The 23075-nt window shown below is 71.8% G+C and carries 23 protein-coding genes and 1 riboswitch; of the genes, 17 read left to right on the forward strand and 6 right to left on the reverse strand.

Annotated elements, in window-relative coordinates; translation table 11 throughout:
• The first annotated feature begins 98 nt into the window (after window positions 1-98).
• The 4 genes from trpD to ACFY0F_RS03970 all read left to right on the forward strand — a co-directional run bounded on the left by trpD (window position 99) and on the right by ACFY0F_RS03970 (window position 3539).
• Complete coding sequence (gene trpD, locus ACFY0F_RS03955) at window positions 99-1163, forward strand: anthranilate phosphoribosyltransferase (protein WP_388788422.1); 1065 nt, start codon at window positions 99-101, stop codon at window positions 1161-1163.
• Window positions 1164-1267: 104 nt separating this feature from the next.
• A complete protein-coding gene (locus ACFY0F_RS03960; protein WP_388788425.1) occupies window positions 1268-1624 on the forward strand; it encodes a PRC-barrel domain-containing protein in 357 nt (118 codons plus the stop codon).
• Between the two features lie 27 nt (window positions 1625-1651).
• Window positions 1652-1822: a hypothetical protein gene (locus ACFY0F_RS03965; RefSeq protein ID WP_388788428.1), complete on the forward strand. Its 171-nt coding sequence runs from the start codon at window positions 1652-1654 to the stop codon at window positions 1820-1822.
• Window positions 1823-1898: 76 nt separating this feature from the next.
• Window positions 1899-2015, forward strand: a riboswitch (SAM riboswitch).
• 162 nt (window positions 2016-2177) lie between these two features.
• Complete coding sequence (locus ACFY0F_RS03970; RefSeq protein WP_388788431.1) at window positions 2178-3539, forward strand: aminotransferase class V-fold PLP-dependent enzyme; 1362 nt, start codon at window positions 2178-2180, stop codon at window positions 3537-3539.
• A 7-nt stretch (window positions 3540-3546) separates the two neighbouring features.
• Here ACFY0F_RS03970 and ACFY0F_RS03975 read toward each other — a convergent pair whose 3' ends face one another.
• Together ACFY0F_RS03975 and ACFY0F_RS03980 are read right to left on the reverse strand one after the other, a co-directional pair.
• Window positions 3547-3828, reverse strand: a complete 282-nt coding sequence (locus ACFY0F_RS03975) for an Lrp/AsnC family transcriptional regulator (RefSeq protein ID WP_388788433.1) — start codon at window positions 3826-3828, stop codon at window positions 3547-3549.
• Window positions 3825-4535 (reverse strand): rhomboid family intramembrane serine protease, encoded by a 711-nt coding sequence (locus tag ACFY0F_RS03980; protein ID WP_388788436.1) that lies wholly within the window; start codon window positions 4533-4535, stop codon window positions 3825-3827. The genes ACFY0F_RS03975 and ACFY0F_RS03980 overlap by 4 nt, the downstream gene beginning before the upstream one ends.
• A 162-nt stretch (window positions 4536-4697) precedes the next feature.
• On the opposite strand from ACFY0F_RS03980, the gene ACFY0F_RS03985 reads away from it, so the two are divergent.
• The 5 genes from ACFY0F_RS03985 to ACFY0F_RS04005 all read left to right on the forward strand — a co-directional run bounded on the left by ACFY0F_RS03985 (window position 4698) and on the right by ACFY0F_RS04005 (window position 9995).
• On the forward strand, window positions 4698-4937 hold the full coding sequence (locus ACFY0F_RS03985; RefSeq protein ID WP_388788438.1) for a hypothetical protein: 240 nt from the start codon (window positions 4698-4700) through the stop codon (window positions 4935-4937).
• Between the two features lie 33 nt (window positions 4938-4970).
• Window positions 4971-6314 carry an NYN domain-containing protein gene (locus tag ACFY0F_RS03990; protein ID WP_388788441.1) on the forward strand — a complete coding sequence of 448 codons (1344 nt, stop codon included), beginning with the start codon at window positions 4971-4973 and terminating at the stop codon, window positions 6312-6314.
• A gap of 213 nt (window positions 6315-6527) precedes the next feature.
• Window positions 6528-7562 (forward strand): NlpC/P60 family protein, encoded by a 1035-nt coding sequence (locus ACFY0F_RS03995; protein ID WP_388788443.1) that lies wholly within the window; start codon window positions 6528-6530, stop codon window positions 7560-7562.
• Between the two features lie 198 nt (window positions 7563-7760).
• Window positions 7761-8774 (forward strand): NlpC/P60 family protein, encoded by a 1014-nt coding sequence (locus ACFY0F_RS04000; protein ID WP_388788446.1) that lies wholly within the window; start codon window positions 7761-7763, stop codon window positions 8772-8774.
• Between the two features lie 30 nt (window positions 8775-8804).
• Window positions 8805-9995 (forward strand): hypothetical protein, encoded by a 1191-nt coding sequence (locus ACFY0F_RS04005; RefSeq protein ID WP_388788448.1) that lies wholly within the window; start codon window positions 8805-8807, stop codon window positions 9993-9995.
• A 20-nt stretch (window positions 9996-10015) separates the two neighbouring features.
• On the opposite strand, the gene ACFY0F_RS04010 is transcribed toward ACFY0F_RS04005, so the two are convergent.
• Window positions 10016-11260, reverse strand: a complete 1245-nt coding sequence (locus ACFY0F_RS04010) for a glycosyltransferase 87 family protein (protein ID WP_388788451.1) — start codon at window positions 11258-11260, stop codon at window positions 10016-10018.
• A gap of 120 nt (window positions 11261-11380) precedes the next feature.
• On the opposite strand from ACFY0F_RS04010, the gene ACFY0F_RS04015 reads away from it, so the two are divergent.
• Window positions 11381-12523: a glycosyltransferase family 4 protein gene (locus ACFY0F_RS04015; RefSeq protein WP_388788454.1), complete on the forward strand. Its 1143-nt coding sequence runs from the start codon at window positions 11381-11383 to the stop codon at window positions 12521-12523.
• Between the two features lie 83 nt (window positions 12524-12606).
• Window positions 12607-14193, forward strand: coding sequence for a GMC oxidoreductase (locus ACFY0F_RS04020; protein WP_388788456.1), 1587 nt, complete (start codon window positions 12607-12609; stop codon window positions 14191-14193).
• Between the two features lie 43 nt (window positions 14194-14236).
• On the opposite strand, the gene ACFY0F_RS04025 is transcribed toward ACFY0F_RS04020, so the two are convergent.
• Window positions 14237-16033 carry an AMP-dependent synthetase/ligase gene (locus ACFY0F_RS04025; RefSeq protein ID WP_388788458.1) on the reverse strand — a complete coding sequence of 599 codons (1797 nt, stop codon included), beginning with the start codon at window positions 16031-16033 and terminating at the stop codon, window positions 14237-14239.
• A gap of 296 nt (window positions 16034-16329) precedes the next feature.
• On the opposite strand from ACFY0F_RS04025, the gene ACFY0F_RS04030 reads away from it, so the two are divergent.
• From ACFY0F_RS04030 to ACFY0F_RS04055, 6 genes are all read left to right on the forward strand, one after another.
• Entirely contained in the window at window positions 16330-17136 is an 807-nt protein-coding gene (locus ACFY0F_RS04030; protein ID WP_388788460.1) for a metallophosphoesterase, read from the forward strand.
• Window positions 17137-17290: 154 nt separating this feature from the next.
• Window positions 17291-17734: an SRPBCC family protein gene (locus tag ACFY0F_RS04035; RefSeq protein ID WP_388788463.1), complete on the forward strand. Its 444-nt coding sequence runs from the start codon at window positions 17291-17293 to the stop codon at window positions 17732-17734.
• A 42-nt stretch (window positions 17735-17776) separates the two neighbouring features.
• Window positions 17777-18946: an ArsA family ATPase gene (locus ACFY0F_RS04040; RefSeq protein WP_388788466.1), complete on the forward strand. Its 1170-nt coding sequence runs from the start codon at window positions 17777-17779 to the stop codon at window positions 18944-18946.
• Window positions 18947-19030: 84 nt separating this feature from the next.
• Window positions 19031-19540 carry a DUF5304 domain-containing protein gene (locus tag ACFY0F_RS04045; protein WP_388788469.1) on the forward strand — a complete coding sequence of 170 codons (510 nt, stop codon included), beginning with the start codon at window positions 19031-19033 and terminating at the stop codon, window positions 19538-19540.
• A gap of 124 nt (window positions 19541-19664) precedes the next feature.
• Complete coding sequence (locus tag ACFY0F_RS04050; protein ID WP_388788471.1) at window positions 19665-20618, forward strand: ROK family glucokinase; 954 nt, start codon at window positions 19665-19667, stop codon at window positions 20616-20618.
• A 69-nt stretch (window positions 20619-20687) separates the two neighbouring features.
• Window positions 20688-21434, forward strand: a complete 747-nt coding sequence (locus ACFY0F_RS04055; RefSeq protein ID WP_388788473.1) for an endonuclease/exonuclease/phosphatase family protein — start codon at window positions 20688-20690, stop codon at window positions 21432-21434.
• 87 nt (window positions 21435-21521) lie between these two features.
• Here ACFY0F_RS04055 and ACFY0F_RS04060 read toward each other — a convergent pair whose 3' ends face one another.
• Window positions 21522-22157 carry a hypothetical protein gene (locus tag ACFY0F_RS04060; RefSeq protein ID WP_388788476.1) on the reverse strand — a complete coding sequence of 212 codons (636 nt, stop codon included), beginning with the start codon at window positions 22155-22157 and terminating at the stop codon, window positions 21522-21524.
• A complete protein-coding gene (locus ACFY0F_RS04065) occupies window positions 22150-22929 on the reverse strand; it encodes an alpha/beta hydrolase (protein ID WP_388788478.1) in 780 nt (259 codons plus the stop codon). Before ACFY0F_RS04065 ends, ACFY0F_RS04060 begins: the two co-directional genes overlap by 8 nt.
• Between the last annotated feature and the right edge of the window lie 146 nt (window positions 22930-23075).

Below are 23075 nucleotides of genomic sequence, written 5' to 3' on the forward strand. Positions count from 1 at the left end.
TCGTCCGGTGTCCGGACGGGGCCCTTCGCCGTGCCCGCGCCTGGATAGGGTGGCACCACACCGGGACGACACCCTTCTACGACCATCAGGAGCGGCTCATGAGCGCTGTGACCCCCGCTGGAGGCGACACCACGGCGGGCCGTTCCTGGCCCGAGGTGCTGAACGCCCTGCTGTACGGCCGTGACCAGAGTGCCGACGCGACGGCCTGGGCGATGGACCAGATCATGCGCGGCGAGGCGACCGACGCGCAGATCGCCGGCTTCGTGGTGGCGCTGCGCGCCAAGGGCGAGACCGTCGAGGAGATCACCGGTGTGGTCCGGGCGATGTACGAGCACGCCAACGTGATCGAGGTGTCGGGCCGCACGGTCGACATCGTCGGCACCGGTGGCGACGGCGCGAAGACGGTGAACATCTCCACGATGTCGGCGCTCGTGGTGGCCGGCACCGGCGCGAAGGTCGTCAAGCACGGCAACCGGGCCGCCTCGTCGGCGTCGGGCTCCTCGGACGTACTGGAGAAGCTGGGCGTCAATCTCGACCTGACGCCACAGCGGGTGGCCGAGGTCGCGGAGGAGGCGGGCATCACCTTCTGCTTCGCGGTGAAGTTCCACCCGGCACTGCGCCATGTCGCCGCCGCGCGCGGCCAGTTGGGTATCCGGACGGTCTTCAACGCTCTCGGGCCGCTGACCAACCCGGCGAAGGTGAAGGCGCAGGCGGTCGGGGTCGCCGACCCCCGCCTGGCGCCGATGATCGCGGGCGTGCTGGCCGGCCGCGGCAACTCCTCCCTCGTCTTCCGCGGTGACGACGGCCTCGACGAGCTGACCACGACGTCCACCTCCCACGTCTGGGTGGTCAGGGACGGCAAGGTCACCGAGGAGACCTTCGACCCGCGGGACGTCGGCATCGAGCTGGTGCCGGTGGAGGCGCTGCGCGGCGGCGACCCGTCGTACAACGCCGATGTGGCGCTGCGCCTGCTCGACGGCGAGACGGGCCCCGTCCGCGACGCCGTCCTGCTGAACTCGGCGGCGGCACTGGTGGCCCTGGACCCGACGGAGGAGCCGCTGGCCGAACAGTTGCGTGCCGGGATGCGCAAGGCGGCCCAGTCGATCGACTCGGGATCGGCCAGGCGGACCCTGGAGCGCTGGGTGGCGGCGAGCAACGAGTAACGCCGGGCGGCCGCGGGAGTACAGTGAAAACGTGACAACGCGGCCCCGCGGCCGCTCCGTCTCGGCGTGGGGTGCCCGGGGACACGGTCCGCAAGGAGCGAGGCATGATCCACTCAGCCGACATCCGCGAGTGGCGCAACCGCGACGTGATCGATCCCAGGGGCCGCAAGATCGGCGCCCTGGAAGCGGTCTACGTGGACACCACCACCGACACGCCTGCCATGGTCACCGTCCGCACCGGACTGCCGACCCGGCACCGGCTCGTCTTCGTCCCCCTCGACGAGGCGACCCTCGGACCCGGGTACGTGAAGGTGGCCCACCCCAGGGGGCAGGTGAAGAAGGCACCGTCCATCGGCATGGACGACGTCCTGCCGGTCGAGCGGGAGCACGAGATCTACGAACACTACGACAGGCCCTACGAGGCCGCCGCCGAACGCGGGCGCCGTCTCGCGCGCGGCTGACCGGCCCGTCGGAGGATGTGGTCAACCATGGCGCTCTTCCTGTTCCTGATCCTCGTGGCGATCATCCTGGGACTGATCGGCGTGGCGGCGAAGGGGCTGTTCTGGCTCCTGGTCATCGGTGCCGTGGTCCTGGTGGCCGACCTGGTGCTGTTCGGCGTGCGCTGGTCCCGGCACCACGGACACCACGTCGTGCGCTGACCCCGGCCCAAGGGCCCGTCCCGCCATCCGGACACGAGTTGCGGGCGGTGATCGGCCCACGTAACTTTTCCGACCAGGTCATGAGTGACAGTCATTCGGCCCCGGCCGACTGTCCGGCAACCCTCCGTCCGTGGCGGGGTGCCCCGGGTGAAGACCAGGCCGTAGGCAGCGAGGTCTACGGCAAGCGCGGACCCCTCGCACACCAGGGGTCCTGGTCGACGAGGGAGCCTTCCGTGAGCAAGCGAATGCGCTAGGGCGTCGAGCCCCGCCTCCGCATCCCCCTTTTCACCTCATCCGTACTCGAGCGCCGTCCGCTCGTGCGGTGAGTTCCGCCTGCCTTCACGGGAGTACACCCATGTCCGTCTCCACCGTTGCCGCCGCTCCGTCCGTCTGTGCCCCGCTGCCCGTGCTGGGCCGGGACGTCACCGTTCCGCTCGTCACCGGTGGCGAGGTCACCTACGCCGCGCTCGACTACGCGGCCAGCGCCCCCGCGCTCCAGCGGGTCTGGGACGACGTCGCCGCGTACGCCCCGTACTACGGCAGCGTGCACCGGGGCGCCGGATACCTCTCGCAGCTCTCCACCGACCTCTTCGAGAACGCCCGGAAGACCGTCGCCGGCTTCCTCGGCTGCCGGGCGGACGACCAGGTCGTCTTCACCCGGTCGACCACGGACTCCCTGAACCTGCTCGCCCGCGCGCTCCCCGCCGACTGCCAGGTCTTCGTCTTCGAGACCGAGCACCACGCCTCCCTGCTGCCCTGGCAGGACGCACGGGTCACCTGCCTCGACGCCCCCCGCACCCCGCGGCAGGCCGTCGACACGCTGGAGCGGGCCCTCGCCGAGCGGGACCCCTACGGCCCGGCCCTGGTCTGCGTCACCGGCGCCTCCAACGTCACCGGCGAACTGTGGCCGGTCCGCGAGCTGGCCGCCGCCGCCCACGCGCACGGCGCCCGGATCGTCCTGGACGCCGCCCAGCTCGCCCCCCACCACCCGGTGAGCCTCAGGGAGCTGGACGTCGACTGGGTCGCCTTCTCCGGGCACAAGCTGTACGCCCCGTTCGGCTCGGGTGTGCTGGCCGGCCGCGCCGACTGGCTGCGCGCGGCCGAGCCGTACCTCGCGGGCGGCGGCGCCAGCCGCAAGGTCACCCGGCGTGCCGACGGGGGAGTGGACGTGGAGTGGCACGACAGCGCCGCCCGCCACGAGGCAGGCTCCCCGAACGTCATCGGCGCCTACTCCATCGCCTCGGCCTGCAAGGCGCTCACCGAGGCCGGCTTCGACACCCTGGTCGCCCGCGAGCAGCACCTGATCGCGAAGGTCCGCGCGGGCCTCGCCGGACTCCCCGAGGTGCGGATCCTGTCCCTCTTCGGTGACGACGCCCCGCGCGTCGGCGTCATCTCCTTCGTCGTCGAGGGCTGGAACAGCTCCCACTTCGCCGCCGCGCTCTCCGCCGAGTACGGCATCGGCGTCCGCGACGGCCTGTTCTGCGCCCACCCCCTCGTCCGCACCCTGCTGGGCAGCGACCCGCAGACACAGGGCGAGTGCGGCGCCCCCGAGGCCGCGCCCGGCGAGAAGTCCCTCAACGCCATCCGGGTCAGCTTCGGCGCGGGAACGCCGGACGAGCACGTGGAGCGGTTCGTGAACGCGGTGCGGGAACTGGTCCGGGACGGCGCCAAGTGGCGCTACCGCACCGAGGACGGCCGCTGCGTTCCGGCCGTCTGAAACCGGTCTAGCTGTCCAGCCCGATCGCGAAGGCCGCCTCCAGGTCGTGCTGGGAGTAGGTGCGGAAGGCCACGTGCGTGTCGGTGGCCTCCACGCCGGGGATCTTGCTGATCCGGCCGGGGATGACGTCCGCCAGGTCCTCGTGCTGCCGCACTCGGACCATGGCGATCAGGTCGTAGGTGCCGGTGACCGAGAAGACCTCGCTGACGCTGTCGAGCGCGGCGATCCGCTCCGCGATCTCGGGGATCCGGTCCACGCTGGTCTTGATGAGCACGATCGCGGTGATCACGGCAGGTTCTCTCCCTCGGGGGCCGGGGCTGGGGCGGCCTCAACTCTAGGGCAGCCCCTGTTCACCCGCCCGAACAGCATCCACGCGACGACGAAGCCCAGGCCGAAGCCCACCAGGTGGGCCAGGTACGCCACCCCCGGGCCCTGGGGGGCGCGGCCCGCCGCCAGCCACTGCAGGGCCGCCCAGAAGGGCAGGACGACCCAGGCGGGGAAGCGCAGCGGAAGGAAGAACAGGAAGGGGAGGAGACTGGTGACGCGGGCGCCGGGGAACAGGTAGAGGAACGCGCCGAGGACCGCCGAGATCGCCCCGGAGGCTCCCACCAGGGACTGTTCGGAGGCGGCGTTGGCGGCGGCGTAGCCGAGCAGCGCCAGGTAGCCGCAGCCCACGTAGAACAGGGTGAACTGCACGCGGCCCATCCGTTCCTCGGTCATCGCCCCGAAGACGTAGAGGAAGAGCATGTTGCCCAGCAGATGCACCCAGCTGCCGTGCACGAACAGCGCCGTGGCCGGGGTGAGGGCCGCCCGGGCCGGGCCGTCGAACAGCTCGGCCGGGATCACGCCCCAGCGCCGGAAGTAGGCCCGCTGGGCGGCGAGCAGGGCGTCGCCGGAGCCGTAGGCCGGATTCAGCCCGCCCGCCGGACCCAGCAGGAACAGCAGACAGCACAGGACGATCAGGGCGTACGTCATCGGCGTCGACTTGCTGATCATGGCTACAGAGCATGACGTAACGGGACGCAAGTGCAGGAACCGCCTCGCCGCCGTGGACGGACGGGCGGCGAGTCCCCGCCAGGCCGTAGGGTTACGAGCCACACGCGTCGTGGAGACGATGTGTCACGGACCACGGACACTAGAAGGAAGCGAACAGTCACGATGCCGGTTCCCCTGCCGACCGCCGAGACCCGGTGGCGCTGCACCCTCTGCGGCAACCTCACCCGTTTCGACGTGACCCGCTCGTCGAAGGTCGTCGAGTACGTCCACCTCGACCTCGCCGGTGAGCCGAAGGTCGAGGAGCGGGAGGTGGTCAGTGAGACCATCGAGTCGGTGCGCTGCCGCTGGTGCAACGCGGTGGACCAGGTGGAACTCGTGGACAGGCCGGGCACCGACTCCTAATCGGAGCGATGCACACGGGATGGGGTGTGACGGATGGTGGAGACCACGGGCGGGGGGCCGGGCGACGGCACCGCCGAGGTGCTTGACCGTCCGCTGCCCGACGGCGTGCGGCGGCGGGTCGTGCAGATCGTCTCGGACGGCTTCGGCGGGCTGACGGTCGCCGAACTGCCCGCACAGCTCAGGCAGTACGCCCGTTTCACCCCCACTCGCCGTACGAAGTTCGCGGGCAACGCGATGGCGGCGGCGCTGGAGACCGACCCGCTGTTCCGGCAGCGCATCGGCGAGAAACTCAGAGAGGCCCAGCCGGAACTCACCGGCGCCCTCGACTCCGGCTCCCCGCCTCCGGCCGCGGACCCGCTCGACGTGGCGGCCGCGGCCTACGTACTGCGCCCCACGGGCTGGGTGAAGCTGGTGGCCGCGGCCGGCGAGGAGGCCCAGCGGGCGGACGCCGAACGCGCCGACGAGGAGAGCCGCGCCGAGCTGGAGCGGCTGCGCGAGGAACTCGACCGGGCCCGCGAGCAGACCCGGGCCGAGACCGAGCGGCTGCGCGCCGAGCTGGATGCGGCCAGGAAGGAAGCGGAATCGCTTCACCGCAAGCTCCGCGCGGCCCTCAGCGACGTCAAGCGCGGTGAGGCGGCCCTGCGCAGGGTGCAGGGGGACATCGAGGCCGTACGCGCCGAGGGGCAGGCCCAGGTGTCCGCCGCGGAGAGCGAGACCCGGCGGCTCAAGTCCCGCCTGAGCGAGGCCGAGGCCGCGCTGGAGGCCACGCGCAGGGCAGCGCGCGAGGGGCGCAGTGTCGAGGACATGCGCGTCCGGCTGCTTCTTGACACCCTTCTGGACGCGACGCAGGGGCTGCGCCGGGAACTGGCCCTGCCGCCGGTGTCGGTGCGGCCGGCGGAGACGGTGGACGCGGTCGAACCAGGACGGATGACCCCGAAGGACATCGCCGCGCGGGCGTTGTCCGAGAACGACCCCGCGATCCTCGACCAGCTCCTCGCCCTGCCGCAGGCGCATCTGGTGGTCGACGGCTACAACGTCACCAAGACCGGCTATCCGCAGATGCCGCTGGAGAAGCAGCGGCTGCGGCTGCTCGGCCAGCTCTCCCAGCTCGCCGCCCAGACCGGGGCCGAGGTGACGTGCGTCTTCGACGGGGCCGAACTGGCCGCGCCGGTGCTGCTCGCCCCGCCGCGCGGGGTGCGCGTGCTGTTCTCCAAGCCGGGCGTCACCGCCGACGAGCTCATCCGCCAACTGGTGCGCGCGGAGCCGCCGGGCCGCCCGGTCATCGTCGCCTCGACCGACCGCGAGGTGGCCGACGGGATCGCCAGGGCGGGGGCGCGGCCGGTGGCTTCTGCGGTGCTTCTCAAGCGCCTGTCCTGAAAGCGGCAACGTAGAGGTTTAATGCCCGAATTGGCGGTTCTGTCACGCAACGTAGTGTCAACCGCGCATCACTCCTTGTGGGTTGAGTGCAAAGAATGCATTGCGTGACGAGGTTTTTTGGTGTGAGGATTTGATCTGATCACAAGAGGGTCACTAGGGTCTGGGCTCGAACCTCCGAGCGGGTGATCACTCACAAGAAGGAGTTCGCCTGTCGTGGCGTCCCACCGTCGACCCAAGCAGCCCAGTCGCACGCGTGTCACCGTGCTGACCACCGCAGCAGCCGCCGCCGTCGCGTTCAGCGCGAACGCCGCCAACGCCGCTCCCAGCGCGAAGCTGAGCAAGAGCGAGGTCAAGGCGAAGGTCGACAAGCTCTACGAGGAAGCGGAGCAGGCCACCGAGAAGTACGACGGGGCCAAGGAGAAGCAGGAGAAGCTCCAGAAGGAGATCTCCACCATCCAGGACAACGTCGCCCGCGGCCAGCAGGACCTCAACAAGCTCCGCGACGGCCTCGGTTCGATGGCCACCGCGCAGTACCGCTCCGGCGGCATCGACCCCTCGGTCCAGCTCTTCCTGTCCTCCGACCCGGACGACTACCTCGACAAGGCCTCCACCCTCGACCAGTTGAGCAGCCAGCAGGTCGAGGCCCTGAAGGAGATCCAGGACAAACAGCGCGAACTCGCCCAGGAGCGCGCCGAGGCCACCGAGAAGCTCAAGGACCTCGCCTCCACCCGCACCGCACTGGGCAAGAAGAAGCAGGAAGTCCAGGACAAGCTCGCCGAGGCGCGGAAGCTGTACAACACGCTGACCGCCAAGGAGAAGCAGGCCCTCGCCGCGGAGCAGAACCGCGCCAGCCGCTCCTCCACCGAGCGCGTCAACCTCGGCGACGCCCCGGCCGGCTCCAGCCGCGCCGCCGCGGCCTTCGCCGCCGCCCAGACCAGGATCGGCTCGCCCTACTCCTGGGGTGCCACCGGCCCGTCCACCTTCGACTGCTCGGGCCTGACCTCCTGGGCCTACGCCCAGGCCGGCCAGACCATTCCGCGCACCTCCGAGGCGCAGGCCAACGCCGGTACGCGCATCTACAACCAGTCGGACCTCAAGGTCGGCGACCTCGTCATCTTCTTCGGCGACTTCCACCACGTCGGTCTGTACGCGGGCAACGGGCAGGTGCTGCACGCCCCGCACACCGGTGCCGTGGTGCGCTACGAGGCGATGAGCAATATGACGTTCGAGTTCGGCGTCCGCGTCTGACCCCGTGGGTGCGCCCGAACGGGCGATTCACGACAACCGCAAACTGACTCCACGCCCCGCCGGTGACCTGCGTCAGTGGCGGGGTGTCGGCTTGTCGGACCCCGGACCTGCTTGGACGCCGCGTGTCCGCGCGGCTACTGTCTGCCGAGCTCTGTCAGCTCTGTCAGACATTCGCCAGCGGAAGGAGTGCGGCTTCCCGTGGGGTCCCATCGCCGTCTTGCACCGTCCGGGTTCGACCGGGGCGCCGGCGCCGCCCTGAGCGTGTTGTCCGTCGCGACCGCCGCGCTCGGCGCCGTACCGTCGAGTGCCGCTCCGCACGCGGACATCCGCGCCGAGGTGGACCGGCTCTACCGGGAGGCCGAGCAGGCGACCGAGGCCTACGACAAGGCCGCCGAGCGCACCGACAGGCTGCGCCATGAGGCCGGCGACGCCCGGGACCGGATCGCCCGGCAGCAGGAGCGCATCAACTCCATGCGGGACTCGCTCGGTTCGGTTGCCGGCGCCCAGTACCGCTCCGGCGGCCTCGCCCCGGCCGTCGCCCTGCTGCTCTCCGACGACCCGGACGACTATCTCGACCGGGCCACCACGCTCGACCGGATCGGCGCCCGCCAGTCCGACCGGCTCACCCGGCTGCAGTCGGCGATGCGCGAACTGTCCAGGGAACGCGCCAGGACCGCGGAGAAACTCGCCGAACTGGAGAAGAGCCGCAAGGAGGTCGCCGCCCGCAAGCGGACCGTGGAGAACAAGCTCGCCAGGGCCCGGCAGTTGCTCAACTCCCTGCCCGCCGCCGAGCGCGCCGCCTACGCACGGGCCTCCCGCTCGGGCCGAGGCGGCATCTCCGACCTCTTCGGTGCCACCGCCCCGAACGCCCGCGCCGCCGCGGCCGTCGCCGCCGCCCGTTCCGCCCTCGGCCGCCCCTACGTCTGGGGAGCCAACGGCCCCTCGGCCTTCGACTGTTCGGGCCTGACCCAGTGGGCCTACGCACAGGCGGGCGTCCATCTGCCGCGCACCTCGCAGGAGCAGCGGTACGCCGGCCGGCAGATCCCCCTCTCCGAGGCCCGGCCCGGCGACCTGGTCGTCTACCGCTCCGACGCCGGCCATGTCGGCATGTACGCGGGCAACGGCCAGGTGATCCACGCGCCCTATCCCGGCGCCCCGGTGCGCTACGACCCGGTCGGCATGATGCCGATCTCCTCGGTCACCCGGCCCTGACTTTCCCGCTCCGGGCCGTACCATCGGCGAGTGGCTGGACGCGGACGGGCGTGGCACGCCCCCTTGGTGGGGCTCTGTGTGCTGCTCACCTCCCTGACGGGGTGCCGCGGACAGTCCGGTACCGACGCGGCGAAGACCGAGGTGCAGCAGGTCCTCGACCGCCGGGCGGCGGCCCTGCTGCGGCACGACGAAGCGGCGTACGACGCCACCGGCAGCCCCGCGCAGTACGGGCACCTGCGCGCGGTGCCGCTGGTGTCCTGGTCCTATCGGCTGACCGCCCTGCACCGGGACGGCACCGGCGCCACCGCGGACGCCCGACTGCGCTACCGCATCCGGGACTACGACAAGGCGCCCGTCACCACCGACCGCAGGCTCACCCTCGGGCGCACCGCCGACGGACACTGGTACGTCGCCGCCGACCGGCCCGCCAGGAAGGCCGGGCAGCAGTTGTGGGACGAGGGCACCGTCGTGGCCGCGCGGGGAGCGCGCAGTCTGGTGCTCGGGGTCGGGCAGTCCGGTGCCGAGCTGCGCGGCTACGCCCGGCTCGCCGACCGGGCCGTCCCCGCGGTGTCACGGGAATGGGGCACGGACTGGACCCGGCGGGTCGTCCTGCTCGTACCTCAGGACCTGGCCGGGATGGCCCGGCTGCTCGGCTCGCCCGCCTCCTCCTACCGGGGCATCGCCGCGGTCACCACCGGCGAGGTGGGAGGCTCCGGCAACGCGCCCGCCGACAGGGTCATCGTCAACCCCGAGGCGTACGCCATCCTCGGCGACGTCGGCAAACAGGTCGTACTCACCCACGAGACGACCCACGTGGCCACCCGCGCCCACACCGACGCCGCCACCCCGCTGTGGCTCTCCGAGGGCTACGCCGACTGGATCGGCTACCTGGGCACGGGCCGCACGGCGCCCCAGGCGGCGCCGGAGCTGGCCCGGGCGGTCCAGGAGGGGCAGGTGCCGGTCCACCTGCCCGCCGACAAGGACTTCGCCTTCAGCACGGACGCCGTCGCCCTGGCCAGGGCGTACGAGAGCGGCTGGCTGGCCTGCCGGATGATCGCCGACCGCTGGGGCGAGGTCCGGCTCGGCGAGTTCTACCGGGCCGTCGGCACGCACGAGAAGCGAGCGGGCGCCGTCGAGGACGCGCTGAAGAAGGTCCTCGGCACCACGCCGGAGGAGTTCACCACGCAGTGGCAGGACTACGTCCGGGCCCAGCTCGGCTGAGCCGGCGCGGCGCACCGGGATCAGGGGGACACCGGGGTCTCCGTCGAGGGCGAGCTCTGGCTCGGCAGCGCGGGCAGAGGGGACGGGAGGACCGTGGAGCGCCACAGGCGGCGGGCCGCGGTGACCGAGGCGGCGACCAGCAGGGCGTTGCGCAGGAACAGCAGGCCGGTGCCGTACCAGTCGCTGGCCATGACGTGCGTGAAGTTGGTGGGGAACTCCCAGACCGTGACCGCGGTCGCCGCCAGCACCAGCAGCGTGGGCACGCCCATCCGGCCGGCCGGGAAACACAGGCAGACCGCGGCCAGGCCGACCAGCCACACCATGTACTGCGGACTGATCACCCGGCTCGTCACGGTGAACATCAGCACCGCCGTGAACGCCGCTTCGGCGAGCGTGTGCGGCTCGAACCGGTCCGCGTTCGTCGCGCGCATCCGCCACAGCAGCAGCCACGCGAAGCAGACCACGGTCAGCGTCAGGGACGCGGTGCTCACGACGCCGACGTACGGGCCGAGGAACTCGATCGAGCCGTAGTTCAGCAGCACCTTGCCCTGCCAGCCGAAGTGCCGCGCCACATGGAAGACCAGGGCGCCCAGGGACTCCACCTCGGTGCCGCGGTCACGCTGGAAGGTGAGGAAGGCGAAGGGGCCGGGCATGGTGACCGAGAACAGCGCGGCCAGGCCGGCCGCGGTCGCCGCCGCCGCGCCCCACGCCCGGCGCCGCACGCACCCCACCAGCAGCAGCGCCGGCCACACCTTGAGCATGGCCCCGAAGCCCGCCAGCGCACCCATCACCCGGGGGCGCCCGGCACCCGCGAGCAGCGCGGCCACCGCGACCGCGGTCACCATCACGTCGTAGCGGGCGTACAGGGTCGGGCCGAGCAGCGGGGCGCCCACCACCCACACCAGGGCACCGCGCAGCGACCTGCCGGGCCGCCGGCCGGCGTACAGCAGCAGGCCCAGCACGGCCAGGTCGGCGAGGACGGCCAGGACGAAGAAGGCGTGGGTGTAGGTGAGGAAGGGCAGGGCGGCGGGGGAGAGGATCGCCAGCGCGGCCGCGGGCGGGTACTGCCAGGTCACGTCGTCCAGCGGGAAGGTGCCGGTGCGCAGCACCTCGTACCAGCCCCGGTAGGTCACGGACACGTCGGACGTGACGTCCGCACCCGGGAGGACGAGCACCCGCAGGACGTAGAGCAGCACCACCAGCCGGGTCGCCGCCCAGGTCACCGACAGTCCTGCCAGGGACCACCCGGCGCCCTTGCTCTCCACACGATCCCCTGCCGTTCGATTCACCACCTGAGGGGGACATGATGTCCTGCCCGTCCATGGGCGCGCCACAGACTCGGCCGCTCCGGGCCGGACACGGCCCGTTCGATAGGGTCGGCGGCGATGCACAAGACCCTCATCGTCACCAACGACTTCCCGCCCCGGCCGGGCGGCATCCAGGCGTTCCTGCACAACATGGCGCTGCGCCTGGAACCGGAGCGGCTGGTCGTCTACGCCTCCACCTGGAAGCGGAGCCGGGAGGGCGCCCGGGCCACGGCCGCGTTCGACGCCGAGCAGCCGTTCACCGTCGTACGCGACCGCACCACCATGCTGCTGCCCACCCCGCAGGCCACCCGGCGGGCCGTCGGGCTGCTCGACGAGCACGGGTGCACCTCGGTGTGGTTCGGGGCGGCGGCCCCGCTCGGGCTGATGGCCCCGGCCCTCAGGAAGGCGGGCGCGCGGCGGCTGGTGGCCACCACGCACGGGCACGAGGCCGGCTGGGCCCAGCTGCCCGCGGCACGGCAACTGCTGCGCCGGATCGGCGAGTCGACGGACACCCTCACCTACCTCGGCGAGTACACGCGCTCGCGGATCGCCGCCGCGCTCAGCCCCGGGGCGGCCGGACGGATGGTGCAGCTTCCGCCCGGCGTGGACGAGAAGATCTTCCATCCCGGGTCGGGCGGCGCCGAGGTGCGGGCGCGGCTCGGACTGACCGAGCGGCCCGTGGTGGTGTGCGTCTCCCGGCTGGTGCCGAGGAAGGGCCAGGACACGCTGATCCGGGCCATGCCCCGGATCCTCGCGGCCGAGCCGGACGCCGTCCTGCTGATCGTCGGTGGCGGCCCCTATGAGAAGGACCTGCGCCGCCTCGCCGACGAGACCGGGGTGGCCGCGTCGGTGCGCTTCACCGGCGCCGTGCCCTGGTCCGAGCTGCCCGCGCACTACGGCGCCGGGGACGTCTTCGCCATGCCGTGCCGGACCCGGCGGGGCGGTCTGGACGTCGAGGGCCTCGGCATCGTCTACCTGGAGGCCTCCGCCACCGGGCTGCCCGTCGTCGCCGGTGACTCCGGCGGCGCCCCGGACGCGGTGCTGGACGGCGAGACCGGCTGGGTGGTCCGGGGCGGCTCCCCGGCCGACGCCGCCGAGCGGATCGTCGCCCTCCTCGGCGACGCCGAACTGCGCCGCCGGATGGGGGAGCGCGGACGGAGCTGGGTCGAGGAGAAGTGGCGCTGGGACCTTTTGGCCGAGAAGTTGAAAGCAGTCCTCTAGCCGGAGGCCAATAATCCGCCGATGCTGCGCGCATGACAGCCAAACTGATGCAGCGTCAGCTGACGAGACGTCATATCCTTGGTATGGCCGCCCTGCAGACGGCGTCCACCCTCGGCTTCACCCGTGCCGGCCTGCAGTCGGCCCACGCGGTGGAGCCCGCAGCGGTCGAGTCCGCCCCGGCCATCGTGATCGGCTCCGGCTACGGAGGTGCCGTCGCCGCTCTCCGTCTCGGCCAGGCCGGGATCCGCACCGTCGTCCTGGAGATGGGCCGCCTGTGGAACACCACGGGCTCCGACGGCAAGGTGTTCTGCACCACCACCGCCCCGGACCAGCGGTCCATGTGGTTCCGCACCCGCACCGAGGCACCGCTGGCCACCTTCCTGTGGCTGGACCTCGTCAACAGGGACATCACCCCCTACCCCGGGGCCCTGGACCGCGTGCACTACGACGCCATGTCCGTCTACGTCGGCCGGGGTGTCGGCGGTGGCTCGCTGGTCAACGGCGGGATGGCGGTCACCCCGCTCCAGTCGTACTTCGCCGAGCTGTTCCCGACCGTCGACGTGAACGAGATGTACGGCACCTGGTTCCCGCGCGCCCGCGCCATGCTCGGCGTCAACAGCATCGACCCGGCCTGGTTCGAGTCGACCGAGTGGTACCAGTTCACCCGCACCTCCCGGAAGGCCGCCACCACCGCCGGCCTGAAGACCACCTTCGTGCCGAACGTCTACGACTTCGGCTACATGCAGCGCGAGGCGGCCGGCACCGCCACCAAGTCCGCACTCGCCGGGGAGGTCATCTACGGCAACAACCACGGCAAGCGCAGCCTCGACAAGACGTACCTCGCCGCCGCGCTCGGCACCGGCAACGTCACCGTCCACAGCCTGGAGAAGGTGCGGTCCATCAGCCGGGCGGGCGACGGAAGCTACGTCCTGACCGCCGACCGCATCGACAACACGGGCAAGGTCGTCGAGACCAGGAGCTACAGCTGCACGTACCTCTTCCTCGGCGGCGGAAGCCTCGGCACCAGCGAACTCCTCGTCCGCGCCCGGGACACCGGCACCCTGCCCGACCTGGACGCGAGCGTCGGCGCCGGCTGGGGCACCAACGGCAACACCATGGTCGGCCGCGCCAACCACGTCTGGGACACCGTCGGCGCCAACCAGGCCACCATGCCGGTGATGGGCATCGACGACTGGGCCAACGCCGACAACCCGGTCTTCGCCGAGATCGCCCCGCTGCCCATGGGCATCGAGCACTGGGTCAGCATGTACCTCGCCATCACCAAGAACCCGCAACGGGCGAGATTCACCTACGACTCCGCCTCGGGCGCGGTGAAACTGGGCTGGACGGCGGCCCAGAGCGCGGTGTCGGTCGCCATGGCCAAGAAGCTGTTCGACCGGATCAACTCGGCGAACGCCACCATCTACCGCTACGACCTGTTCGGCTCGACAGCCAAGGTCTTCGCCGACGACTTCACCTACCACCCGCTGGGCGGCTGCGTCCTCGGCAAGGCCACCGACGACTACGGCCGGGTCAAGGGCTACTCGAAGCTCTACGTCACCGACGGCTCGCTCGTGCCCGGCTCGACCGGGGTCAACCCCTTCGTGACGATCACCGCGCTCGCCGAACGCATCATGGCGCGGGTCCTCGCCGAGGACATCGCGCCATGAGCCGTCGCGGAAGGGGGGTGGCCGCCGGGGCGGCCACGGGCGACTACTTCGCGTAGATCGCCTCGACCTCGGCCGCGTAGTCCTTCGCCACCACGTTCCGCTTCAGCTTCAGCGAGGGCGTGAGATGGCCCGACTCCTCCGTGAACTGGGAGGGCAGAATGCGGAACTTCCGCACCGATTCCGCCTTCGACACCGCGGCGTTGCCGTCGTCGACCGCGGCCTGGACCGCCGCCAGCAGATCCGGGTCCTCGCACAGCGACGCCGCGGTGGAGCCGGCCGGCTTGCCGTGCTCGGCGCACCACCGGCCGAGGAACTCCTCGTCGATGGTGATCAGCGCGCCCACGAACGGCCGCCCGTCGCCCACCACCATGCACTCCGCCACCAGCGCGTGCGCCCGGATGCGGTCCTCTATCACGGCCGGGGCGACGTTCTTGCCGCCCGCGGTGACGATGATCTCCTTCTTGCGGCCGGTGATCCGCAGATAGCCGTCCTCGTCGAGGGTGCCGATGTCACCGGTGTGGAACCAGCCGTCCGCCAGCGCCTCGGCGGTCGCCGCCTCGTTGTTCCAGTAGCCCTTGAACAGGTGCTCACCGTGCAGCAGCACCTCGCCGTCGTCGGCGATACGGACCACCGAGCCCGGCAGCGGCTGCCCGACCGTGCCGATCTTCTGCCGGTCCCAGGGGTTGAACGCGGTGGCCGCGCAGGACTCGGTCAGACCGTAGCCCTCCAGGACCGTGAAGCCGATGCCGCGGAAGAAGTGGCCGAGCCGCTCGCCCAGCGGGGCGCCACCGGAGATGGCGTACTCGCCGCGCCCGCCGAGCACCGCGCGCAGCTTGCTGTAGACCAGCTTGTCGAAGACCTTGTGCTTGATCTTCAGGCCCACGGACGGGCCCGACGGCGTGCCGAGCGCCTTGCTGTACGCGATGGCCGTGTCGGCCGCCTTGTCGAAGATCGCGCCCTTGCCGTCCGCCTGCGCCTTGGCCCGCGCGGTGTTGTACACCTTCTCGAACACCCGCGGCACACCGAGGATCAGCGTCGGGCGGAACGCGGCCAGTTCGTCGGTGAGGTTCTTGATGTCCGGGACGTTGCCCAGCTTGATCGGCGCCATCATCGGGGCGATCTGCACCAGACGGCCGAAGACATGCGCGAGCGGCAGGAACAGCAGGACCGAACACTCACCCGTGCGGAACAGCGGGCGCAGCCGCTCCACGACGTTCCCGCACTCGGCGAAGAAGCTGCGGTGGGTCAGGACGCAGCCCTTGGGGCGGCCCGTGGTGCCCGAGGTGTAGACGATCGTCGCCGGGTCGTCGGCCTTCGCCAGCGAGCTGCGCTCCTCGACGGTCGCGTCCGCGACGTCCTGGCCCAGCCGGCCCAGCTCCTCCACGCCCCCGGCGTCGATCTGCCAGACGTGCTTGAGCCCGGGCAGCGACTCGCGCACCGACTCCACGGCGGCGGCGTGAGCCGGCTGCTCCACGATGCAGGCGGTGGCGCCCGAGTCGGAGAGGATCCACTGCACCTGCTCGGGCGAGCTGGTCTCGTACACCGGCACCGTGACCGCGCCCGCGCTCCAGATCGCGAAGTCCAGCAGCGTCCACTCGTACCGGGTACGGGACATCAGGCCCACCCGGTCGCCCGGCTGGACGCCGGCGGCGATCAGGCCCTTGGCGGCGGCGCGCACCTCGGCCAGGAACGCCGTGGCCGTCACGTCCTGCCACACACCGCCCACCTTGCGGGCGATGACGGCGACGTCAGGATGCTGCGCGGCGTTTCTGCGGACGATGTCGGTCAGGTTTCCGTCCGCAGGGACCTCGTACAAAGCCGGAAGGCTGAACTCGCGCAAGACTGCTGCTCCTCATAGGGCGCCGGCGCCACGACGTTGTGTGATGCGACGGTCGGTCCAAGGCTCGGGCAAGTGCTCGGAAGTTCAGCTGTCGAAATCCTGAGCACGACTGGACTGCCCGGACGTTACCCGCCGGTATGGCTTCTTCGACAGGGGGGCCCGGCGAGATGTTCGCTGCGTCACACGGGTTGATGTTCCTGAGCGCACAGTAGTCGACGCACTAACTGACTAGCCAGTAACCGCAGGCCCGGCCGCCACTGTTCACAAGTGCACCGCGCCGCCTACTCTTGATCACCATGGCCCCCACATCAGCCGCCCGCTCCCGAACCCGCGTCACCCGCGTCCATGTGGTCAGCGACGTGCACGGCAACGCCCGTGACCTGGCCGCAGCCGGTGAGGGGGCCGACGCGCTGATCTGTCTCGGCGATCTGGTGCTCTTCCTCGACTACGCCGACCACGCGCGCGGCATCTTCCCCGACCTGTTCGGCAAGGAGAACGCCGACCGCATCGTCGAACTGCGCACCGCGCGCCGCTTCGAGGAGGCGCGGGAGTTCGGGGCCAGGCTGTGGGCGGGCATCGCCGCCGACCGGGCCACCGCCATCGAGAAGGCGGTACGCAAGCAGTATGCCGAGATGTTCGCCGCGTTCCCGGCACCGACGTACGCCACCTACGGCAATGTCGACATGCCGCACTTGTGGCGGGAGTACGCCGGGCCCGGCACCACCGTGCTCGACGGCGAACGGGTGGAGATCGGCGGCCGGGTCTTCGGCTTCGTGGGCGGCGGACTGCGCACCCCGATGCGCACCCCGTACGAGATCAGCGACGAGGAGTACGCGGCCAAGATCGAGGCCGTCGGCGAGGTGGACGTGCTGTGCACACACATCCCGCCGGAGGTGCCCGAGCTGGTCTACGACACGGTCGCGCGCCGCTTCGAACGGGGCAGCCGCGCCCTGCTCGACGCCATCCGCCGCACCCGGCCCCGCTACTCCCTCTTCGGACACGTCCACCAGCCGCTGGTCCGGCGCATGCGGATCGGGGCGACCGAGTGCGTGAACGTGGGGCACTTCGCGGGCACCGGAAAGCCCTGGGCGCTGGAATGGTGAGGGGCCGCGGGGTACGGGGTGAAGTCGGCTGGTGGCGGGCGCGGTAGCCTTCCGCTGCACACCCGTGCGCATGACCACGACGCACGACGGCCACGCACGACCACGACGCACGACGACCACACGACTACCGGCCGCATCCGGAGGAGCCACGGCGATGGCGGAACACACCAGCTCGAGCATCACCATCGAGGCGGCACCGGCCGATGTCATGGGGGTGATCGCCGACTTCGCCCGCTACCCGGACTGGACCGGCGAGGTGAAGGAGGCCGAGGTCCTCCAGACCGACGACGCGGGCCGCGCCGAGCAGGTCCGCCTGGTCATGGACGCGGGCGCCATCAAGGACGACCAGACCCTCGCCTACACCTGGACCGGCCAGAACGAGGTCTCCTGGACCCTGGTGAAGTCCCAGATGCTGCGCTCCCTCGACGGCTCGTACATCCTCAGGCCCGCCGGCGCCGGCGCGACCGAGGTCACCTACCGGCTGACCGTGGACGTCAAGATCCCGATGCTCGGCATGATCAAGCGCAAGGCCGAGAAGGTCATCATCGACCGGGCGCTGGCCGGACTGAAGAAGCGCGTGGAGTCGGGCGAGAAGTAGGTTGCCCGGAACGTCCGCGAAGCGCGGGTAGCGTTCAGCCCCATGCGCACCATCCTGATCACGGGCCCCGGCGGCTGCGGACGTACGACCGTCGCCGCTGCCGCCGCCCTGCGTGCCGCGGGCCACGGCACCCGCACCCTCGTGCTGAGCGCCGACCGCACCGACACCCTCGGGGCGGCCCTGGGCACGGCCACGGGCGCCGCCCCGGTCCAGGTCACGCCCGAGCTCACCGCCTGGCGGCCCGACGCGGCCGAGCGCTTCCGGGGCGACCTCACCGCCTTCCAGAGCCGCGCCGCGAGCGTCCTCGACCTGCTCGGCGCCGCCCGGCTGGACGCCGAGGAGGTCACCCCGCTGCCCGGCGCCGAGGAACTGTCCTTCCTGCGCGCCCTGCGGGACGCCGCCCTCTCCGAGCGGTACGAACTGCTCGTCGTCGACCTGCCGCCCGCCCCGCAGGCCCTCACCCTGCTCGCCCTCCCGGAGGAACTGCGCCGGTACCTGCGCCGCCTCCTGCCCCCCGAGCGCCAGGCGGCCCGCGCCCTGCGCCCCGTCCTCGGCCGGCTCGCCGGGGTCCCCATGCCCGCGGACTGGCTGTACGAGACGGCCGCCCGCTGGGACGTCGAACTCGCCGCCGTGGAAGCGGTCGTCGCCGACCGGCACACCGCCGTCCACCTGGTCGCCGAGCCCGGACCGGCCGCCGCCGACGCCGTGCGCACCGCCCGCCTGGGCCTCGCCCTGCGCGGCCTGCGCACCGAGGCCCTGATCGCCAACCGCGTCCTTCCGGACACCGCGGACGACCCCTGGTCGGCGGGCCTCGTCACCCAGCAGGGCAAGACCCTGGCCGAGTGGCGCGCGTCGTTCGACGTCCACGCCGTCGCCCACTTGGGCCGGGACCCGCGCGGCGCGGACGACCTCGCCGCGCTCGCCGTGCCCGGGGCCGACCCGGCGCCCGCCCCGGTCGAGTGGCCCGTGACCGACCGGATCGCCGAGGACGGCGTCCTGGTCTGGCACATTCCGCTGCCCGGCGCCATACGGGACGAACTGGACCTGGTCCGGCGCGGCGACGAGATCGTGATCACGGTCGGCCCGTTCCGCCGGATCGTCCCGCTGCCCTCCGCGCTGCGCCGGTGCACCGTCGCGGGGGCCGCCCTGCGCGACGGCGAGCTGCGCATCCGCTTCGCGCCGGACCCCGGCCTGTGGCCGCGCGAGCAGTGACATTCGGCCGCGGCCCCGGAGCGGTGAACCGAGTACGCCCGTTCGGGTAACGTCGTAAGAGCGAACCGTAGTCAGGAGTCCGTCATGAGCGAAGAGCGCCCCACGCCCGACGCCCCGGAACCGGAGGCCGTCGACGAGGTGCGGGCGACCGACGCCGACGCCTGGGCCACGGCCTGTGCCGAGGACCTCGCGGCGGAGAAGGCCCGCCGACGCGCCGAACAGGGTCCGCCTCCGGGCGCGGCCGCCGAGGAACTGCGCAAGCTGGTCGACGCGGTCGCCGACAAACTCTCCGGCATCCAGTCCCCGCTGTTCGGCGCGGTCGCCGGACCCGCCGCCCAGCAGGTGGTGCGGCAGGTCGTACAGCAGGCGAAGGCCGCCGTGGAACCCGTCCTGGAGCGCAACCCCGACGTCTTCGACCACCTGGCGGCAGCCGGGAACGAACTGCTGGCCGCCTACCGCTCGGCCGTCCAGTCCCAGGAGCGGCGCTGGACGTCCGATCCCGGCGGCCTCGAGGACGACCTGAGGAAAGGCTGGAACGACCGCGACGACCCGGGCGAGGGCACCGGCCCGGGGCAACGCATCGACCTGGACTGAGAGCCCCCTGCAGAGCCTGCTGTCGGCTTTCCGTCGTCCACCTTGCGGGCGGACGACGGGAAGCCGACAGCAGGGCCTCGGGTACGGTTGGCGGTAGCGGGGCTCGACCGAAACTGAGGGATTCATGGGACTCACCATCGGCGTCGACATCGGCGGCACGAAGATCGCGGCCGGCGTGGTCGATGAGGAAGGCAACATCCTCTCGACCTTCAAGGTGCCGACCCCGGGCACGCCCGAGGGCATCGTGGACGCCATCGCCTCGGCGGTGGAGGGCGCCCGCGCCGGGCACGAGATCGTCGGCGTGGGCATCGGCGCCGCCGGATACGTCAACCGCCAGCGCTCCACGGTCTACTTCGCGCCCAACATCGACTGGCGCCAGGAACCGCTGAAGGAAGAGGTCGAGGCCCGCGTGGGCCTCCCGGTCGTCGTGGAGAACGACGCGAACGCCGCCGCCTGGGGCGAGTACAAGTTCGGTGCCGGCAAGGGCCACCGCAACGTCATCTGCATCACCCTCGGCACCGGCCTCGGCGGCGGCATCATCATCGGCAACAAGCTGCGCCGCGGCCACTTCGGCGTGGCCGCCGAGTTCGGGCACATCCGCATGGTCCCGGACGGGCTCCTGTGCGGCTGCGGCTCGCAGGGCTGCTGGGAGCAGTACGCCTCCGGACGCGCCCTCGTCCGCTACGCCAAGCAGCGCGCCAACGCCACCCCCGAGAACGCCGAGATCCTGCTCGGCCTCGGCGACGGCACCCCCGACGGCATCGAGGGCAAGCACATCTCCATGGCCGCCCGCCAGGGCGACCCGGTCGCCGTCGACTCCTACCGCGAGCTGGCCCGCTGGGCCGGCGCCGGCCTCGCCGACCTCGCCTCCCTCTTCGACCCCTCTGCGTTCATCGTGGGCGGCGGCCTGTCCGACGAGGGCGAACTGGTCCTCGACCCCATCCGCAAGTCCTACAAGCGCTGGCTGGTCGGCGGCAACTGGCGCCCGGTGGCCGACGTCATCGCGGCCCAGCTCGGCAACAAGGCCGGACTCGTCGGCGCGGCGGACCTGGCCCGCGAGCCCGACCCGATCATGTAGCGGACCCGTGCTGTACGGGGGCGCGAGGCGGGAGTCTCGCGCCCCTGTCGTGGGGCGTACATTGATCGCATGGCGCTGCTTCCGAACTCCCGGACCGAGCCCGACGGTTCAGCCGTCATCCGCGTCCTCGGCTACAACATCCGCTCGATGCGCGACGACACCGACGCCCTCGCCCGGGTGATCACCGCCTGCGACCCCGACCTGGTCCTCGTCCAGGAAGCCCCGCTCTTCTTCCGCTGGCGCAAGAAGCTGGCCCGCCTGGCCGCCGCCTCCGGCCAGGTCATCCTCACGGGCGGCGCGACGGCCGCGGGCCCGGCGATCCTCTGCAACCTGCGGGCCACCGTCGAGCGGACGCAAGACGTACTCCTCCCGCTCACCCCCGGCCTCCACAGGCGCGGCTTCGCCACGGCCGTGGTCCGCTTCGGCGGCGCCCGCCTCGGCGTCCTGAGCTGTCACCTCAGCCTCCGCAAGGACGAGCGGTACGAGCAGGGCGGCATGCTCCTCGACCGTCTGGCGGGCCTCGGCACCCCGCACGCGATCGCGGGCGGCGACCTCAACGAGCGCCCCGACGGCCCGACCTTCCGGCGCCTCGCCGACGGCCTCCAGGACTGCCGGGCCACCGCCCCCTGGGGCGGCGAACACACCTGGACCCGCGACGAGCCCCACCGCCGTATCGACGCGATCTTCGCCACCAAGGGCATCGAGGTCCTCGGCTGCGGAGTACCCCTCGGCCATCCCGGTGTGACCGAGGCGGACCTCATGAGGGCGACGGACCACCTCCCCGTGCTGGCCGCACTTCGGGTGCCCGCGGCCTGAACTCCGGGAGGCGACCGCGTCGAGGGCGGCCAGGACCGTCTTCCCGGTCCCGGCCGCCCTCTGGATCCCGGCAGGCTGACGCGTCGCTCAGACGACCGCGCCCCGCCCCGGATCGTCGTCCTCGTCCTCGTCCGTCCGCATCCGCACCACCAGCGCGGTGAACCCGCCCAGGAAGCCGCCGATGCCCAGGGTCGCCAGCCACCAGGTCATCTCCCAGCCGAACACCACGGCGAGCAGGAGCAGGACCGGGCCGCCGACCACCCCCAGCCAGGCGAACCTGGCGGTGGTGTCGGTGTCGGGCAGCGGGGGCGGCTCGGGCGGCACGAAGTGGCCCTCGTCGTCCTCGTCGAAGTCGTCCTCGGACGGCTCCCGCGCCGTGTAGTCACGCGGGCCGACGCCGGGCGCGAAGGAGACCGAGCTGCCCAGCGACCCGGCAGGCGGCCGCTGCCGCTCCTCCGCGTCGTCGTCCGTCTTCTTCTCGGCGTTCCCGTTCTTCTTCTCGACGTTCCCGTTCTTCTTCTCGGGCTTCCCGTTGAGGTTCTGCCCGAGATCCGTCTCGGGCAGCGCGAGATCCTCGACCGGCAGATACGGCTTGGTGCCCGGTGGGTCCTCGGGCTCCTCCCCGTACCCGGCGACGATCGCCGCCCAGGCGGCCTCCTCGTCGAAGGGAACGCCCTTCTCGTCCGGCTCGCGGTCCTCGCGGTCGGAGTCGTGCTCAGCCAACTGCGGCCGTCCCTTCCTTGCCGACACTGGGTGCGAGCCGGCCGATGAAGGCAAGGCTCTCCTCGAAGATCCGGTTCGCATCATGGTCCAACGTCGCCACGTGGTAGCTGTGTTCCAGCACGACCTCCGTTACGTCGACCGAGGACACCCGGCTCAGCACGCGGGCGGAATCGGCCGCGGGCACCACATGGTCCCGCGCGCTGCGCAGGAGCAGCAGCGGCTGGGTGACCTGCGGCAACTCGCCGTCCACCAGCCGGAAGAAGTTCCGCAGGGAATGGGCCGCGTGCAACGGCACCCGGTCATAGCCCAGCTCCGAGGCGCCCTCCTTCGCGATGTCGCTCGCGATGCCCCTCGTCGTACGGACGAGGTGCCGGGCCACCGGAAGGGCGTACGCGGACAGGCCGTGCACCTTGTTCGCCGGGTTGACGAGTACGACGCCCTGCACCCTCTCCCCGTGTTTCGCGGCGAGCCGCAACGCCAGCGCCCCGCCCATCGACAGGCCCGCCACGAACACCCGCGCGCAGCGCCGGCGCAGCAGACGCAGCTCCCGGTCGACCTCCGCGTACCAGTCCTGCCAGCCGGTGACCTGCATGTCCTCCCAACTCGTACCGTGACCGGGCAGCAGCGGCAACGACACGGTCAGGCCGTGCGCGGCATGGTGCTCCGCCCAGGGGCGCAGCGACTGCGGCGCTCCGGTGAACCCGTGGCACAGGACGACACCCACCGGACCGCCCTCGTGACGGTACGGCTCGGCTCCAGGGAGAACCGGCATTTCGGTCTCCTGTTCATGAGAGGGGCGTGAACGACTCCAGGTGTTGCTTCACCGTACGCGACCCCACTGACACCGACCAGGGCCGTCGGCGCCATTGACGGCGGACCGGGTTAAGGTCTGATCGACGGGAACAGGAGGCACTCGGT

This window comes from Streptomyces sp. NPDC001544, from assembly GCF_042894285.1.
Classification (GTDB): Bacteria; Actinomycetota; Actinomycetes; order Streptomycetales; family Streptomycetaceae; genus Streptomyces.